This is a genomic window from Bacillus sp. SYZHCR11 (assembly GCF_057196865.1).
The window spans coordinates 86,986-100,035 of the sequence record NZ_JBXUND010000004.1 but is presented as its reverse complement, the minus strand read 5'-3'; the positions used below and the strand labels follow the sequence as shown (position 1 = coordinate 100,035).

General features: G+C 35.8%; 10 protein-coding genes, 7 tRNA genes and 4 pseudogenes. 16 read left to right on the top strand and 5 right to left on the bottom strand.

The window, feature by feature from the left end; all coding sequences use genetic code 11:
• Positions 1 to 5: 5 nt before the first annotated feature.
• Positions 6 to 119, bottom strand: a complete 114-nt coding sequence (gene cmpA, locus AC2CGA_RS15305) for a cortex morphogenetic protein CmpA (RefSeq protein WP_003156164.1) — start codon at positions 117 to 119, stop codon at positions 6 to 8.
• A 99-nt stretch (positions 120 to 218) separates the two neighbouring features.
• Here cmpA and AC2CGA_RS15300 point away from each other — a divergent pair, with 99 nt between their 5' ends.
• From AC2CGA_RS15300 to AC2CGA_RS15265, 8 genes are all read left to right on the top strand, one after another.
• The gene (locus tag AC2CGA_RS15300; RefSeq protein WP_024084913.1) at positions 219 to 668 is read left to right on the top strand and encodes a SprT family protein; all 450 of its coding nucleotides are present in this window, start codon (positions 219 to 221) and stop codon (positions 666 to 668) included.
• A 135-nt stretch (positions 669 to 803) separates the two neighbouring features.
• Positions 804 to 878, top strand: a tRNA-Asn gene (locus tag AC2CGA_RS15295).
• Positions 879 to 882: 4 nt separating this feature from the next.
• A tRNA-Ser gene (locus AC2CGA_RS15290) sits at positions 883 to 973 on the top strand.
• Between the two features lie 19 nt (positions 974 to 992).
• A tRNA-Glu gene (locus tag AC2CGA_RS15285) sits at positions 993 to 1,067 on the top strand.
• A gap of 11 nt (positions 1,068 to 1,078) precedes the next feature.
• Positions 1,079 to 1,153 (top strand) — tRNA-Gln (locus tag AC2CGA_RS15280).
• A 33-nt stretch (positions 1,154 to 1,186) separates the two neighbouring features.
• Positions 1,187 to 1,262 (top strand) — tRNA-Lys (locus AC2CGA_RS15275).
• Positions 1,263 to 1,270: 8 nt separating this feature from the next.
• A tRNA-Leu gene (locus AC2CGA_RS15270) sits at positions 1,271 to 1,352 on the top strand.
• 68 nt (positions 1,353 to 1,420) lie between these two features.
• Positions 1,421 to 1,504: transfer RNA gene (locus AC2CGA_RS15265), tRNA-Leu, on the top strand.
• Between the two features lie 86 nt (positions 1,505 to 1,590).
• Here the strand turns inward: AC2CGA_RS15265 and AC2CGA_RS15260 are convergent.
• A pseudogene (locus AC2CGA_RS15260) lies at positions 1,591 to 1,938 on the bottom strand (ATP-binding protein); the annotation flags it as partial.
• A 32-nt stretch (positions 1,939 to 1,970) separates the two neighbouring features.
• Here AC2CGA_RS15260 and AC2CGA_RS15255 point away from each other — a divergent pair.
• The gene (locus tag AC2CGA_RS15255; protein WP_015388672.1) at positions 1,971 to 2,339 is read left to right on the top strand and encodes a hypothetical protein; all 369 of its coding nucleotides are present in this window, start codon (positions 1,971 to 1,973) and stop codon (positions 2,337 to 2,339) included.
• Between the two features lie 213 nt (positions 2,340 to 2,552).
• Here AC2CGA_RS15255 and AC2CGA_RS15250 read toward each other — a convergent pair whose 3' ends face one another.
• Positions 2,553 to 3,275, bottom strand: a complete 723-nt coding sequence (locus AC2CGA_RS15250; protein ID WP_015388671.1) for a hypothetical protein — start codon at positions 3,273 to 3,275, stop codon at positions 2,553 to 2,555.
• A gap of 745 nt (positions 3,276 to 4,020) precedes the next feature.
• Between AC2CGA_RS15250 and AC2CGA_RS15245 the strand changes: the two are divergent.
• From AC2CGA_RS15245 to AC2CGA_RS15235, 3 genes and pseudogenes are all read left to right on the top strand, one after another.
• Positions 4,021 to 5,179: pseudogene (locus tag AC2CGA_RS15245) on the top strand (response regulator aspartate phosphatase).
• On the top strand, positions 5,136 to 5,255 hold the full coding sequence (gene phrI / locus AC2CGA_RS15240) for a phosphatase RapI inhibitor PhrI (protein ID WP_076983188.1): 120 nt from the start codon (positions 5,136 to 5,138) through the stop codon (positions 5,253 to 5,255). Before AC2CGA_RS15245 ends, phrI begins: the two are co-directional and overlap by 44 nt.
• Positions 5,256 to 5,341: 86 nt before the next feature.
• Positions 5,342 to 6,484 carry an FRG domain-containing protein gene (locus tag AC2CGA_RS15235; RefSeq protein ID WP_015388670.1) on the top strand — a complete coding sequence of 381 codons (1,143 nt, stop codon included), beginning with the start codon at positions 5,342 to 5,344 and terminating at the stop codon, positions 6,482 to 6,484.
• Between the two features lie 218 nt (positions 6,485 to 6,702).
• On the opposite strand, the gene AC2CGA_RS15230 is transcribed toward AC2CGA_RS15235, so the two are convergent.
• Entirely contained in the window at positions 6,703 to 7,161 is a 459-nt protein-coding gene (locus tag AC2CGA_RS15230) for an SMI1/KNR4 family protein (RefSeq protein WP_015388669.1), read from the bottom strand.
• Between the two features lie 12 nt (positions 7,162 to 7,173).
• Positions 7,174 to 8,970: a T7SS effector LXG polymorphic toxin gene (locus tag AC2CGA_RS15225; RefSeq protein ID WP_015388668.1), complete on the bottom strand. Its 1,797-nt coding sequence runs from the start codon at positions 8,968 to 8,970 to the stop codon at positions 7,174 to 7,176.
• A gap of 416 nt (positions 8,971 to 9,386) precedes the next feature.
• Between AC2CGA_RS15225 and AC2CGA_RS15220 the strand changes: the two are divergent.
• The 4 genes and pseudogenes from AC2CGA_RS15220 to AC2CGA_RS15205 all read left to right on the top strand — a co-directional run.
• A pseudogene (locus AC2CGA_RS15220) lies at positions 9,387 to 9,525 on the top strand (IS1595 family transposase); the annotation flags it as partial.
• A gap of 115 nt (positions 9,526 to 9,640) precedes the next feature.
• A complete protein-coding gene (locus AC2CGA_RS15215; protein WP_014304407.1) occupies positions 9,641 to 10,444 on the top strand; it encodes an alpha/beta fold hydrolase in 804 nt (267 codons plus the stop codon).
• A gap of 624 nt (positions 10,445 to 11,068) precedes the next feature.
• Positions 11,069 to 11,435: pseudogene (locus tag AC2CGA_RS15210) on the top strand (BCCT family transporter); the annotation flags it as partial.
• Positions 11,436 to 11,473: 38 nt separating this feature from the next.
• Positions 11,474 to 12,877 carry an MFS transporter gene (locus tag AC2CGA_RS15205; RefSeq protein WP_015388666.1) on the top strand — a complete coding sequence of 468 codons (1,404 nt, stop codon included), beginning with the start codon at positions 11,474 to 11,476 and terminating at the stop codon, positions 12,875 to 12,877.
• The last annotated feature ends 173 nt before the right edge of the window (positions 12,878 to 13,050 follow it).

Here is a 13,050-nt window from a genome sequence, read left to right as displayed (position 1 = left end):
ACTGCTTACGAGCAGTGTTTTTTTCTGTAGAAATACCAGCACTGGTTCAGCAGTTTGATTTGGTAATTGTCCTTTTCTAAAAACGCTTTTTGCATTTGTTTCATCAGCCAATTCGGCATGGCTCATTCCTCCTCAGCTTTTAGTTAGAGGTCGGTTTTAACACATTGTATGCGAACGGTGAATTGTCCCGTTCAATGTTTTTAAAGCGGGGTGCACATATGGATAACGAACAACTTCAAAAGCTGACGGAAGACATCTCTGCACAAGATTTCGGAAAGCCGTTCCGTCACCGGGCCTTTTTCAATGACCGGCTGAAAACGACAGGCGGCCGCTACATGCTGTCTTCCCATAACATTGAATTAAACCGAAAATATCTGCTCGAACACGGACGGAGCGAGCTGGTAGGCATCATCAAGCACGAGCTGTGCCATTATCATCTTCATCTTGAGGGAAAAGGGTACAAGCACAGAGACAAAGACTTCAGAAACCTGCTTCAGAAAGTCGGAGCGCCAAGATTCTGCACGCCGCTGCAAACCAAAAAGACACAAAAGAAAACATATATGTATAGATGCGAGGCCTGCGGCCAACAGTATATAAAGAAGCGGGCAATGAATCCGGAAAGATATGCCTGCGGAAAGTGCAGAGGAAAAATCAAAAGAATTTTTTAAAAAGGCTTGACTCATTTCAATGATCTGTGTTAAATTATAAAAGTCGTTGAGAGACAACGATGCTTTCTCAAAAAAATAAATGTTGCTTATTGACACAATATGTCGTATCATTTATAATAAAGAAAGTCTGATCATTCCACAGTAGCTCAGTGGTAGAGCTATCGGCTGTTAACCGATCGGTCGCAGGTTCGAATCCTGCCTGTGGAGCCATTATGGAGAAGTACTCAAGTGGCTGAAGAGGCGCCCCTGCTAAGGGTGTAGGTCGCGTAAGCGGCGCGAGGGTTCAAATCCCTCCTTCTCCGCCAGATAAGTTCTCAACCAGACGGCCCGTTGGTCAAGCGGTTAAGACACCGCCCTTTCACGGCGGTAACACGGGTTCGAATCCCGTACGGGTCACCATTTACCTTCGTTGGGCTATAGCCAAGCGGTAAGGCAACGGACTTTGACTCCGTCATGCGTTGGTTCGAATCCAGCTAGCCCAGCCATTTTATTTAAAAATTTTGAATCACTTTTAGAGCGAGCCATTAGCTCAGTTGGTAGAGCATCTGACTTTTAATCAGAGGGTCGAAGGTTCGAGTCCTTCATGGCTCACCACTTGTCACGCGGGTGTGGCGGAATTGGCAGACGCGCTAGACTTAGGATCTAGTGTCTTACGACGTGGGGGTTCGAGTCCCTTCACCCGCACTTTCTTTTCAAAGTGCTGATCATCATCACTAGCTTATATGCTTAGTGGAAAGACAGCTTCATAGCACGCGGTCGTGGCGGAATGGCAGACGCGCTAGGTTGAGGGCCTAGTGGGTGAATAACCCGTGGAGGTTCAAGTCCTCTCGGCCGCATCAATGATACCAAGGGTTTAGACGCCCTTGGTATTTTTTGTTTGCAGAAAATTTGTCTGTTACTGCCCACTTACTGCCCAGTTACCTTCTTTTTCGTAAAACTTATTAGAGAAAATCATCTTAGCAATCTTTTGCCTGTGAAGGATTTTCTTATAGCTGTCAAAGAAAAGAAAATAAGATGCAGCTATGCTTCCAACAGCAATTAACACAGAGCATAAAACGCTTTTAATAATTAAAGGCATATTCCACTCAAAGTGCTTTATTACTTGAGATAGGTCAAAATTAATCAGTTGTTCTCTCCAAAAGATGAACATAGACAATAAAAAAACAGGCACAAAGATAATTGCGCCTGCTAATTTTACGTTGTTTCTCATGTACGGGTGGATTCGTTTGCCCCTGTATTTCCAAAATCTTTTGTTTAAGAAATCACTCATATTCATCACCCGCCTGCCGATATGGTAATCACTTGATTAGTAAAATAGAGATAGATTCTTTAGTTGAGCGTTTAAAAAGCGATGCTTCAGACCGTAAAGGTGAAGATGCACATAGTTGGTGCCTTTATGATTACTTAGAACAAATTTTAAAAGATGATGTTTTAAGTCATCGAGCTGCAATTGGTTCAGTCAAACAAGCAGTTAATGAAGGTATTAATTCATTAAGCGATGCTCAGTTAAAAGCATTAGCACTCGATATGTTAGACAATGATCTATATATGGAAGAGTGTCCTAATGAATGGTGTGGTGAAAAAATAGCATGGGGAGATATGAGTGCTGCATTAGAAGAGGGGCAATGTAGCACCTGTGTATATCAACAAGAAAAAATTGAGCAAGAATAGTTCAGCAAGCCCTTAATTAAGGGCTTGACTTATTCAGCCCAATCAATTTTGATTTCACGATATTCTTTATTTCCAATAGGATGGTACCATATTATCTTTTTGATAAAAGACATCAATTCATTATTAAGTTGCGATTCATCTAATTCTGACCAATTATTGAAAAAATGATCCAAGTATTCGATGAATGATTCCTTTGTCTTCAAAACTTTATACTTAACTCCCTAACAATGCTTTAAAGATAATCTCGCCTAATTTTCTTGCGGAAATAACATGTAACCACTTTTCTCCATTTATTGGAACTATAGCAAATTCAAGTGCGTCAGTCCAACCTAAGGCATTATATCGAACTGTATGATCAAATCTTCCGAGAAGATCTCCTGGTTCCCCATTGTTGTTAGACCAAACAGTTATACAATATTTTGCCTTATTACCAAATGTCACCTCCGATGACTCCGCATAGGGAGTTTCCCCATGATTTACTTGTCTAGGTCCCCAATTTGCATCACATTTAGCTTCAATATGAATATCTATTCCAGTATGGTTAGAAAAAGTAAGTTGTGTTTTCTTTTTTGGAAGTTCAGGAGGCCATTCGTAGTTATAGCCTGTGGAGGAGTTATGTGAATTAATATAAGGATCAATGATCTTGACTTGTCGGGTAACCATATTTACTATCGCAACAAACGAAGGTTTAATTAAACAGAAAATATTAGGTGGACAGTCGAAGTCAAAGTAAACATATACCTTTTCCCAACTAGTTCGTTTTAAACATTTTAGCCCTCTATATATATACCCATTCCTGAATTTTTGCACCAACAATGATTTAACATCTGAATCTAATAAAGCGATCAGTGTTGCTTTAGTACATGGATCTGTTGAGTTTTTGGCTACCCTTCCATATGATTTAATTTGATCGTCTAAATAGTTGTCAATATTCATAAAAAATCACACCTTTTTGATATTAGGCACAATTAATGATGCCTAAGATAATGATATGTGCGGCGATGTATAATGAATAGGCAAGGACCTAGTTAACAAGCTTATTTTCCAAAATATGAAAAAAACACTTGGGGGAAATCCAAAAAAGTGACGGTTAGGTCTGAATGGTTTTTGGGAACATTACACGAATAAGAGAAACCAATTACCCACTCATTTGCCATTGGATTTTATAAAGATGATGATTACTGTTAGTCACTTGGGTATATCGAAAACGGAAATCCATAATAGGAGTATTTAAATCGTTCTTCTTATTGGTATGGGTGTGCAAACATGGAATTTGAAAAAAGCTTAACTTGAGATAAGTGAAAAAAGAGAGGCATTGAGTCTTTCTTTTTTATTTGCAAAGTGTTACTGTCAACTCCCAAAATAATTCGCAAAAGAATTGCTATGACCGCAAAAAACCGCATGAATGGCTCTATGGATATCTATGAAACACCTGACTATAACGATCAAAAGGTAAGAAACTAAGTTAGAGGAGTAAACCGTGTGTTTACTCTTCGTATAAAAGGATTGCCGTGGATGTTGGCGTCAAGTCGCAAAAGTATTGGTGTAACCGCAAAAAAACCGCAAAGGAGTAGATATAATGTACCTTTTTACAATTCATCTTTGCAAAATAAAGGGTGTTCTGACACGATACGATTAATGTAAATATTCGAACAATTTATGTAAGGATGGGGGAATTTTCTTGCGGGGTGTTTTCTTAGATAAAGATAAAATTCCGTACGACATAGTCACAAAAAAGTTAAATGATTGGTATACATTAATAAAAGATGATCAAGTTGAGCATGCAGAGATTATAAAAAAAGAAGTAGAGAAAGAATTGCTAAACATGGAAGAAAACCAAGATGCCCTGTTATATTATCAGCTATTAGAATTTAGACACGAGATAATGCTGAGTTATATGAAATCTAAGGAAATGGAAGATCTCCATAATGCTTATGAGACTATAAAAGAAATTGAAGAGCAAGGGCAATTAACTGGCATGTTGGAATACTATTTTTACTTTTTTAAAGGTATGTACGAGTTTAGGCATAAAGAATTAACTACTGCGATAAGTGCCTATCGAATAGCAGAATCAAAGTTGTTGGAAGTTGAGGACGAAATAGAAAAAGCAGAGTTTTTTTCAAAGTGTCTTATGTGTATTATTATATGAAACAAACGTATTTCTCCATGAATTATGCAAATCGCGCACTCAAAATATTTAGAGAGTATGAAGAGTACGCTGTCAATTTATTGTGGCAGGAAACCTGATCGATTCTTTAGAATATGAAAGAGCCTTGGAACAATTTTTGAACTCTTTAGAAACTGCCAAGGAAAGTAACATAGATCATTTAATTGCAATGTCACACATGAATATTGAAATTTGTTATGATGAATTGAAAGAATATAAAAAGGCTTCACAACATTTAATCTTGGCATTAGAAATTTTCGGAAAATCAAAACATAGTTTCCTAACAAAGACTTTATTCACTCTAACCTATGTAGAAGCAAAACAACAAAATTATGATGTTGCTTTGATATACTTTAGGAAAGGGCGATTTATTGCCGATAAAAGTGATGATAAGGAATACTCAGCGAAATTTAAAATATTAGAGGGATTATTTTTTTCTGATGGTGAGACTCAATTAATAAAGAATGCATTTTCATATCTGGCTTCGAGAAAAATGTTTGCTGATATTGAAAATTTTTCGATTGAAGTCGCTGATTATTTTCATGAACAAGGAAATTTAATGCTCTCTAATGAATATTATCGTATGAGTATTGAAGCAAGACGAAAAATTAAAAAAGGGGAGATTATTGATGAAAATCAGCCGGATTCTATTGGCAGCAGTGATTTTAAGTAGTGTATTTTCAATAACTTATTTGCAAAGTGATCATAGTACAGAAGTCAAAGTGGCTGCAGATAGGGTAGGGGCATAAGGGTACTGAAAAAGCTTAATCTTTATTAAAAGGTTAAGCTTTTTTGGGCTATAAATGTAAGCAACCAAAGGAGTCAATCAATAGACATGGAACAGGTTAATAATTTGTCTCAATTTAAAGAGATGGTACAAAAACATTCAACTGGAGAAACATATTATAGAGGTCAACTATCTCATTATACTGATATCAATTCAAGTATTTCGAGAGATAAGGGATATGTATTAAATGAAGATAAAATTTTCACCGAGTCAGTTTTGATAATGCCAAACGAATTCGAACACATTCATGAACCTATTGATTATTTGGCTAAAATGCAACATTATAATATTCCAACTCGTTTAATTGATATGACTGTAAACCCACTTATTGCTTTATTCTTTGCAGTAGAGAATATTGATGATGAAAATGATGGTATCGTTTATATTTTTAATAAAAATGGTGAAATGAAAGATTGTAAACATATACGTCTACTTTCATTGTTAGCTAAAATTGATGATTATACCTTCTCTGTTATACAGAAAAAATATGAAGAACATTATGACGAAATCATTACCATTCCTGAAATAACTCAATATTCAACAAAACCAGCGTTTATAAAATATAGTCAAAATGAAGATAAAACAAATATTCGAATCACAAATCAAAAAGGTACATTCGCTATTTGTTGTAACGAAATGTCTCCTAATGGTACGCTAGGACAAAATATTATGCCTTTAGTAAGTGACATTAAAGTTAAAATCCGAATCCCATATGAATATAAAAAAGTAGTTAAACAAGAGTTAGATAATGAAGGGATAAATAAAGCTTTTATATACCCTGAATTACCGTCAGTAGGGGATTATGTAAGAGAAAAATACAAATACAGAAACTATGCTAAGGAAAATATTTATACAATTGTTAATACTATGGATGTATCCACGGGTGCTGCAAAACGGCTTTCACTGATGGTAGTGTTGGAAAAGCCTCAGGACATAGAGCAAATTAAAGTTATTTGTAAAACTATATTCAATGGTTATCAACAGTCACAAGATGTTATTTGGATATACATAGCGAAAAATGGTGAAGATTACAAAAATGCAAATTGGATAATGAGAGCTCAGTGGATCAGACCTACATTAAATGAGTTGTTTAAACCTCTTCCGATTGGTAACTCAAAAGATGGGGAATACTGCTGGGATTATTCAGAGGATTATTCTGTTATATCGAATTTTTACAAAACATTCTCTTAAGTCATCGGTGAATTTTGGTGCCCAGAATTCATGAAAAATGATGAAAATAGGTATAAATAAAATAAACAGATACTTTGGTTAAAAGCTTTTGTAACCTATAATACGTTTTTACTTGGTTGAGGGTCAAGCATAGAAAACCATACCAAGATATCTTGGTATGGTTTTTTATGTTGTAATTATTCAATTCACAAAAAACTTCATTTTGAGAATTGTAAAGATTAATATTCCCAATCCTCATCTTCGTCTAAGTCCTCTTTACCTTTTTCTAATCGCTGAAGAAAAAATTCAAGAAAGGTATTTGCAGCAGTAAAACCATATCCTTCACTGTTATCCCAAAGAATAACAGGACACTCTCCATCTACCATTCTGTTTGTATCAAGACAATAAGAGAATTCATCAATATATTCTATAACAACAAGACCTGGTATAAGATCGTAAAATGTTCTGTATTCTTTTGTTTGCTCTACAACTTCAGCGCCTTCAGAGTCATAACCAAGGATCATTGTTCCGTATGCACCACCAGAACCATACTCTTTCAAAAACCATTTATAACTTTCGGGGAGAGAAACTTCAAGTTCTTCTTCTATCTCATGAATCTCTTTCTCGCTGACTCCTCCAGTGATAATAGAGAATTCTTTGTTTTCTTCTAAAAACTTTTGTATTGTTGAGTAATCCATAAAATTCACCTCTTACTGTTGTTTTTCAAATTGTTGTGCTCTCCACTTCCAATATCTCTTTCTAAAACTGTCGTATTGAGCAGAAAGTTCGGGATTGTTTCTAAAACTTTGCCCGTTTTCCTTTAAACCATGGAGAATATTGTGATATTTTTTGTGCAGGCTTTCAGGAACTTCAACCATTGTACCAGGTTCTTCTTGGATTAAATGATGTAGGTTTATTTGTGTTCCGTCCTTTGCAAAAGGTGCATTGCCAAGTTTCATTAATTGAAGATTTGTTTGGCCTTTACGATTTTTTTGATTTAGGTCTATATCTTTTAACATATACACTTTTCGGCTTACGTCTTTTATATTTCCTTTAGCTTTCACTTTTCCTTCTATTTCAGCAGCAGTATATTTTTCTTTATTTAACCAAGGAACATCAATGTATTTCCCCGTAAAAGGTTTTCGAGTTACATCAGCTACCTTCTTGGAAAAATGATGAAATGATTTTTTATAACTCTCCCCGTCAATTGTGTTGAATGGAAAAGTCCCTGAACCACCAGCCATTGCATACTGTTGTTCAAAAACATTTGGTATTTTAACGTATTCAATCCCTTTTTTTATTCCTGCTTTTGAAACTTCGAGCGTCTTAATTGCAGCAACTTTTGAACCGGCTTTTGCAACTTTGGATACTTTATCAATACCCTTTGGACCAACTATTGCAAGAACAACAGTGCTGCCGACATAGGACACCCATTTGGCTCTGCTGTAGCTATCTCCATTAATCATATCACGTTGGAAGGTGTCTTCTATGTCTTTTGCTATGATCTTATAAGTATCGATTGGATGTAAGACTGCGTTCACCGTTCCAGAAAGCGTTTCAATAGGGTGCATTGCAAGTTGATAGAGACCCATCACGGTATCTTTACCTGCTTCATACATTCCAACTGCAATACCTTTTCCGATTTCGGCTTTTTGTTGAAGTTCTTCGAGCTGGCGGAAATAAACTTTTTGGTCAGGCTCCAAATTTTCGTATCCAATTTTTTCAGCCATTTTTAAATACTCGTCAGGATCTGTTACATTTACAAGCTGTTTTTTCAAATCTTTAATTTCGCGTTTTTTAGCTTTCTCTTTTTTGATCTTTAAATAAGCTTCAGACCGCTTTTCGATATCGCCTTTTTTCTTATGTATGTCACTCTCGCGATAAGCCTTGGCATTATAATGTATGGGTGAAGCGTTTTTGCCCTTACCTGTTGATTCCTGTAACTTTTGAAAGTCTGCTTTAATAAATTGTTCGTTAGGTTCAGTCATTGCATATTCAGTTTTTAAGTTCTCGTCTGTATCGCCTATTTTCTCAATAATTTTTTTTCGTTTGTTTTCGGCGGACGAGAGCTCATCCTTAAAAGCCTCTGTTGAAAATAAATCAAGTGGAAGAATGTCATCAATATCACTCAGTATATCTTTCATTGCTTTCTTCTGCTCGGACATCATTGCTTGTGATTTTCTATATGCGTTTGCCAGTTCGTGTTCTAAGAAAGATTCTTCGATATATGCATCAGATAAGCTGGCATCTTCCAGAATACCGGAGATACTAGTAAGGAAAGCGATTTTCATATCAATGAAATCAATCCATTGATCAGCTACACCGGTGTGATCGTGAAAAAATGCTTTAATATTGTTTGCTCCCTTCCCAGAGAACTCACTATCATCAAGATCAGCAACAGCCTTAAATGCTTTTTTCAAATTAATCATTTGATTTTTCAACTCTTTATAATCGTTTGCTCGGTTTTCAGCTTCAGATAACAAAGACCTTGCTTCAAATACTTTCATTGGACAATCCTTTCAGTAAGTTTATATCTAAATATTACCATGGATAGGATGTGAAGTTCGAAAAAATTGTTGAAGAAGAGGTAATGAATTGAACGTAATGAGATTTCGAGAAGTGGGGAATTAAGGGGGTTTTTTACTCACCAATTATTAACCATAATTCATTCAAACCTATAGAAATGATGTAATGTGGTGTTAGAAAGTGCAATGAAAACAAGCTTTCATAATCAGTGATTCGGATTTACAATGTTGAGGGCCCAGCGGGTGAATAACCCGTGAAGGTTCAAGTCCTCTCGGCCGCATCTCAATGATACCAAGGGTAATAGAGAGATCCTTGGTATTTTTTTGCGCTTATTTTTAAATGATCTACTGCCCACAAACTGCCCACTTACCTAAAGTTCAAAGTGATCAAAATACTCAAAGTATCTGGACAATACTTTGCTTGGTTCTTATTTGTCGATAGTCGCAGTAACGAAAGCACTAAACAACACATTAAACAGATTCTTTTGATATGACGGACACATATGACAGTTCCGATTGTCAAAATTCAATGTATAACCCTTGTTCAACTTACCAAGTTCAGTTAAAAGTTTGTTAAAATTGTGATAAATGTATGAAAGGACTAAATGTTCATGCCGAAACATTAGGATTACAGGGAAGGGGAAACAAATACATGTCGATTTACCATAAAGTAATTGGAGATGGATATCCGATCGTTATGTTGCATGGTTGGACACTTGACCATCAGGTGATGTTAAATGCAATGGAACCGTTATTCGAGAAACGAAGCGGTTGGAAGAGAATATACATAGACTTACCAGGTATGGGACATTCTAAGCCACAACCATCTATTCAGAACTCTGATGATGTTTTAGAAGCGATATTGCGTCTTTTGGACGAGATTATTCCTGATCAACAGTTTATTGTTTGCGGTAATTCATATGGAGGGTACATTGCCAGAGGTATCGTTCGTTCACGTAAGGAAACAGTTCGTGGATTACTGCTGATGGCACCATTAACTATACCCGAATTCGATGAAAGGGTAGTACCGCAGAAGACTGTTCTAAAAAGAGACAGCGACTTGATATCACATTTGTCTTCAGAGGAGGCGGATGAATTTTGCTCTATGGGGATTGTGCAAGGTAAAACTGAATGGGAGAGGTTTCGGGATGAAATTTTACTTCCATCTAAACAAACAAATTATGAATTCGTAAACAACATTCGTCAAAATGGATATGGGTTTACCTTCGATATTTCATCTAAACTTGAGTATCCCACGCTAATTATCACAGGGCGTCAGGACAATGTAGTCGGATACCATGATGCGTGGCGGCTACTCGAAGATTACCCAAGGGCAACTTTTGCAGTACTTGATATGGCTGGTCACAACCTGCAAATCGAACAAACCGATGTATTTAATTCATTGGTTCACAACTGGTTAAACAGACTTGAGTCGGAAAATTTTCGGTTGGTATAACTTTCCATAAGTATAAGTTTACTGTTGCAATTACCAATTAGTTAAACAATAATTAAGATAAGCAATATTGGGGTTTCCTGAAATTTTAGTAATTATTAGTCTTTATTGTCATTGGGGATCATTTAATCATTGAACAAAAATAAATCCATTATTTCATACCCTGTGCTACTTATTTCTGTTGTAGTCTGTATACTGATTAATAGGTAAGGAAAGTCGAAAAGGTATACGAAATTCGTCATACAAATTAAAGTTTTGAATGAAAGAGCAGGATTACTCCTGCTCTTTTTCTTTCTAATTGGGCTAGATTAAACGCAGACGGTTATTCCTTGGGAAAACAAAAAAATTTCTTCTATCCATTGACTAGCTTGGCTTTAGCCTGGTTTCTATCACCCCGTTGGGCTTGTCAGGTTTTAAAAAGGTATGCTACGTTTATAGTGTTTTGTTTCACCTGATTGTGGGGTAATAAAGATAGAATCAGTAAATAATTCTTAGGAACGACCTCAATCTTATAATAAACATATTGGAAGACGTAATGGAAGATCTAAAATAAAGGTTTAGGCTACTTTGAAGAAATAAAAGTTTTTTTTCGATTGTGATCATATTCACAATAGAGCTGTATGAAGAGGAATCATTTCTCCAAATAGTCTGCAGAAAATACCGACCACAGCCCAAGGATATCTCACTAACCGCTTTGGCTGGTATTATCTGTTGGCTGTTTCTCTTTTTGTTGCTTCTTGTATTATTTTTAGCCCAATCGGCAAAAATAAGTTAAGGAAACCAGCGAAAACACTTAATTTCATCCTTCTTTCCTGGTTTACAATGTTATTTGGCGCTGATATGGATATTAGTCTAGTCTTTTAAGGTACAGTTGAACCAATCAGCCACTATGCCGTTAGCTCTCCATCAGGTGAAACAGAAACCCCCGGACTTTTAGAGAAGCATTACGCTATACATTCTGGGACTGCATGCTCGGACCGTTTACGCGCTTGTATAATGTGGATTTGATAATTAAGGAGTCGATATTATTAAATGAAGTTTAACAAGAAAAAAATTAACGTTGTAGACATTCAAAAAGCGAAGAAAAGCGTGTTTGCTACAGGGATAGGAAACGCGATGGAATGGTTTGATTTTGCTTTATATTCTTATTTGGCAGTTATTATTAGTAAAAACTTTTTCAGTCCAGTTCAAAACGATGAATTAAAGTTAATATTTACTTTTGCTACATTTGCAATTGCCTTCTTACTTAGACCGGTAGGCGGAATTATTTTTGGTAAAATGGGTGATAAATTTGGTCGGAAAATAGTATTAACAATTACTATTTTAATGATGGCTTTATCTACTTTAATAATTGGTGTGCTTCCTACCTATGATCAGATTGGGGTATGGGCCCCTATATTATTACTCTTTGCCCGTATTCTGCAAGGCTTTTCTGTGGGTGGAGAGTACGCTGGGGCAATGGTATATATCGCAGAATCTTCTCCAGATAATAAACGTATAAGGTTAGGCAGCGGTTTAGAAATCGGCACATTATCTGGTTATATAGTAGCTTCTGTTTTAGTTACAGTACTTTTCTGGACTTTATCTGATGTTCAAATGAATAGTTGGGGATGGAGAATTCCTTTCTTCTTAAGTATTCCAATAGGATTATTTGGTTTATATTTGAGAAGTCATCTAGATGAATCACCAATCTTTGAAAGTGACATCTCTGAAAACCAAGAACAACAACCAGGTTTATTAGAAGTCATTAGAACATATAAAAAAGATATCTTTTTATGTATCGTATTTGTGGCATTTTTCAATATAACCAATTACCTATTATTAGGGTATATGCCTTCTTATTTAGATGAGAACCTTGGTATAAGTGATAATATAAGTACACCGGTTACAGCAATTGTATTGATTATTATGGTACCGTTCGCTTTAACTTTTGGTAAACTGGGAGATAAATTAGGAAATAAAAAAGTTATAACAATTGGATTAGTATTAGGAATTGTATTTTCGATTATCTCTTTTCAATTTCTTAATATGGGGAATATAACATTCTTATTTATAGGACTTTTAATGTTAGGTATTGTATTATCTGTATACGAAGGTACTATGCCAGGATCTTTACCTACGTTGTTCCATACGGACATTAGATATCGTACATTATCCTGGACATTCAACTTATCAGTTTCTATTTTTGGCGGAACAACACCTTTAGTTGCTTCTTGGTTAACCCATGTGACAAGAAACAATTTGGCGCCGGGTTTCTATTTATTGGCAGTCAGTTTAATTGGCTTAATAGTTGTGTTAACCTTATTTAAAGATACTTCAGGTAAATCTTTAAAAGGTTCTTACCCAACAGTTGCTTCTAAAGCCGAGTTTCAAGAAGCTGTTGAAAATCCAAAAGATTCACTGTGGTGGAAAATGGAACAAACAGAAAAGGAATGAAAAAAACATCCATTTAATTGACCGACTACTCGAAATACAGACTCAGAATAAGCTGGGATTATCCGAGCAGCAATGACTGCAGCTCTTTTATATTCTGGAGGGCTTACTGCTTTGCAAATGCAGCGTTGCTATTCTCGATCGTCATTATTTTATTGGTTGTGTCCTAATAATAA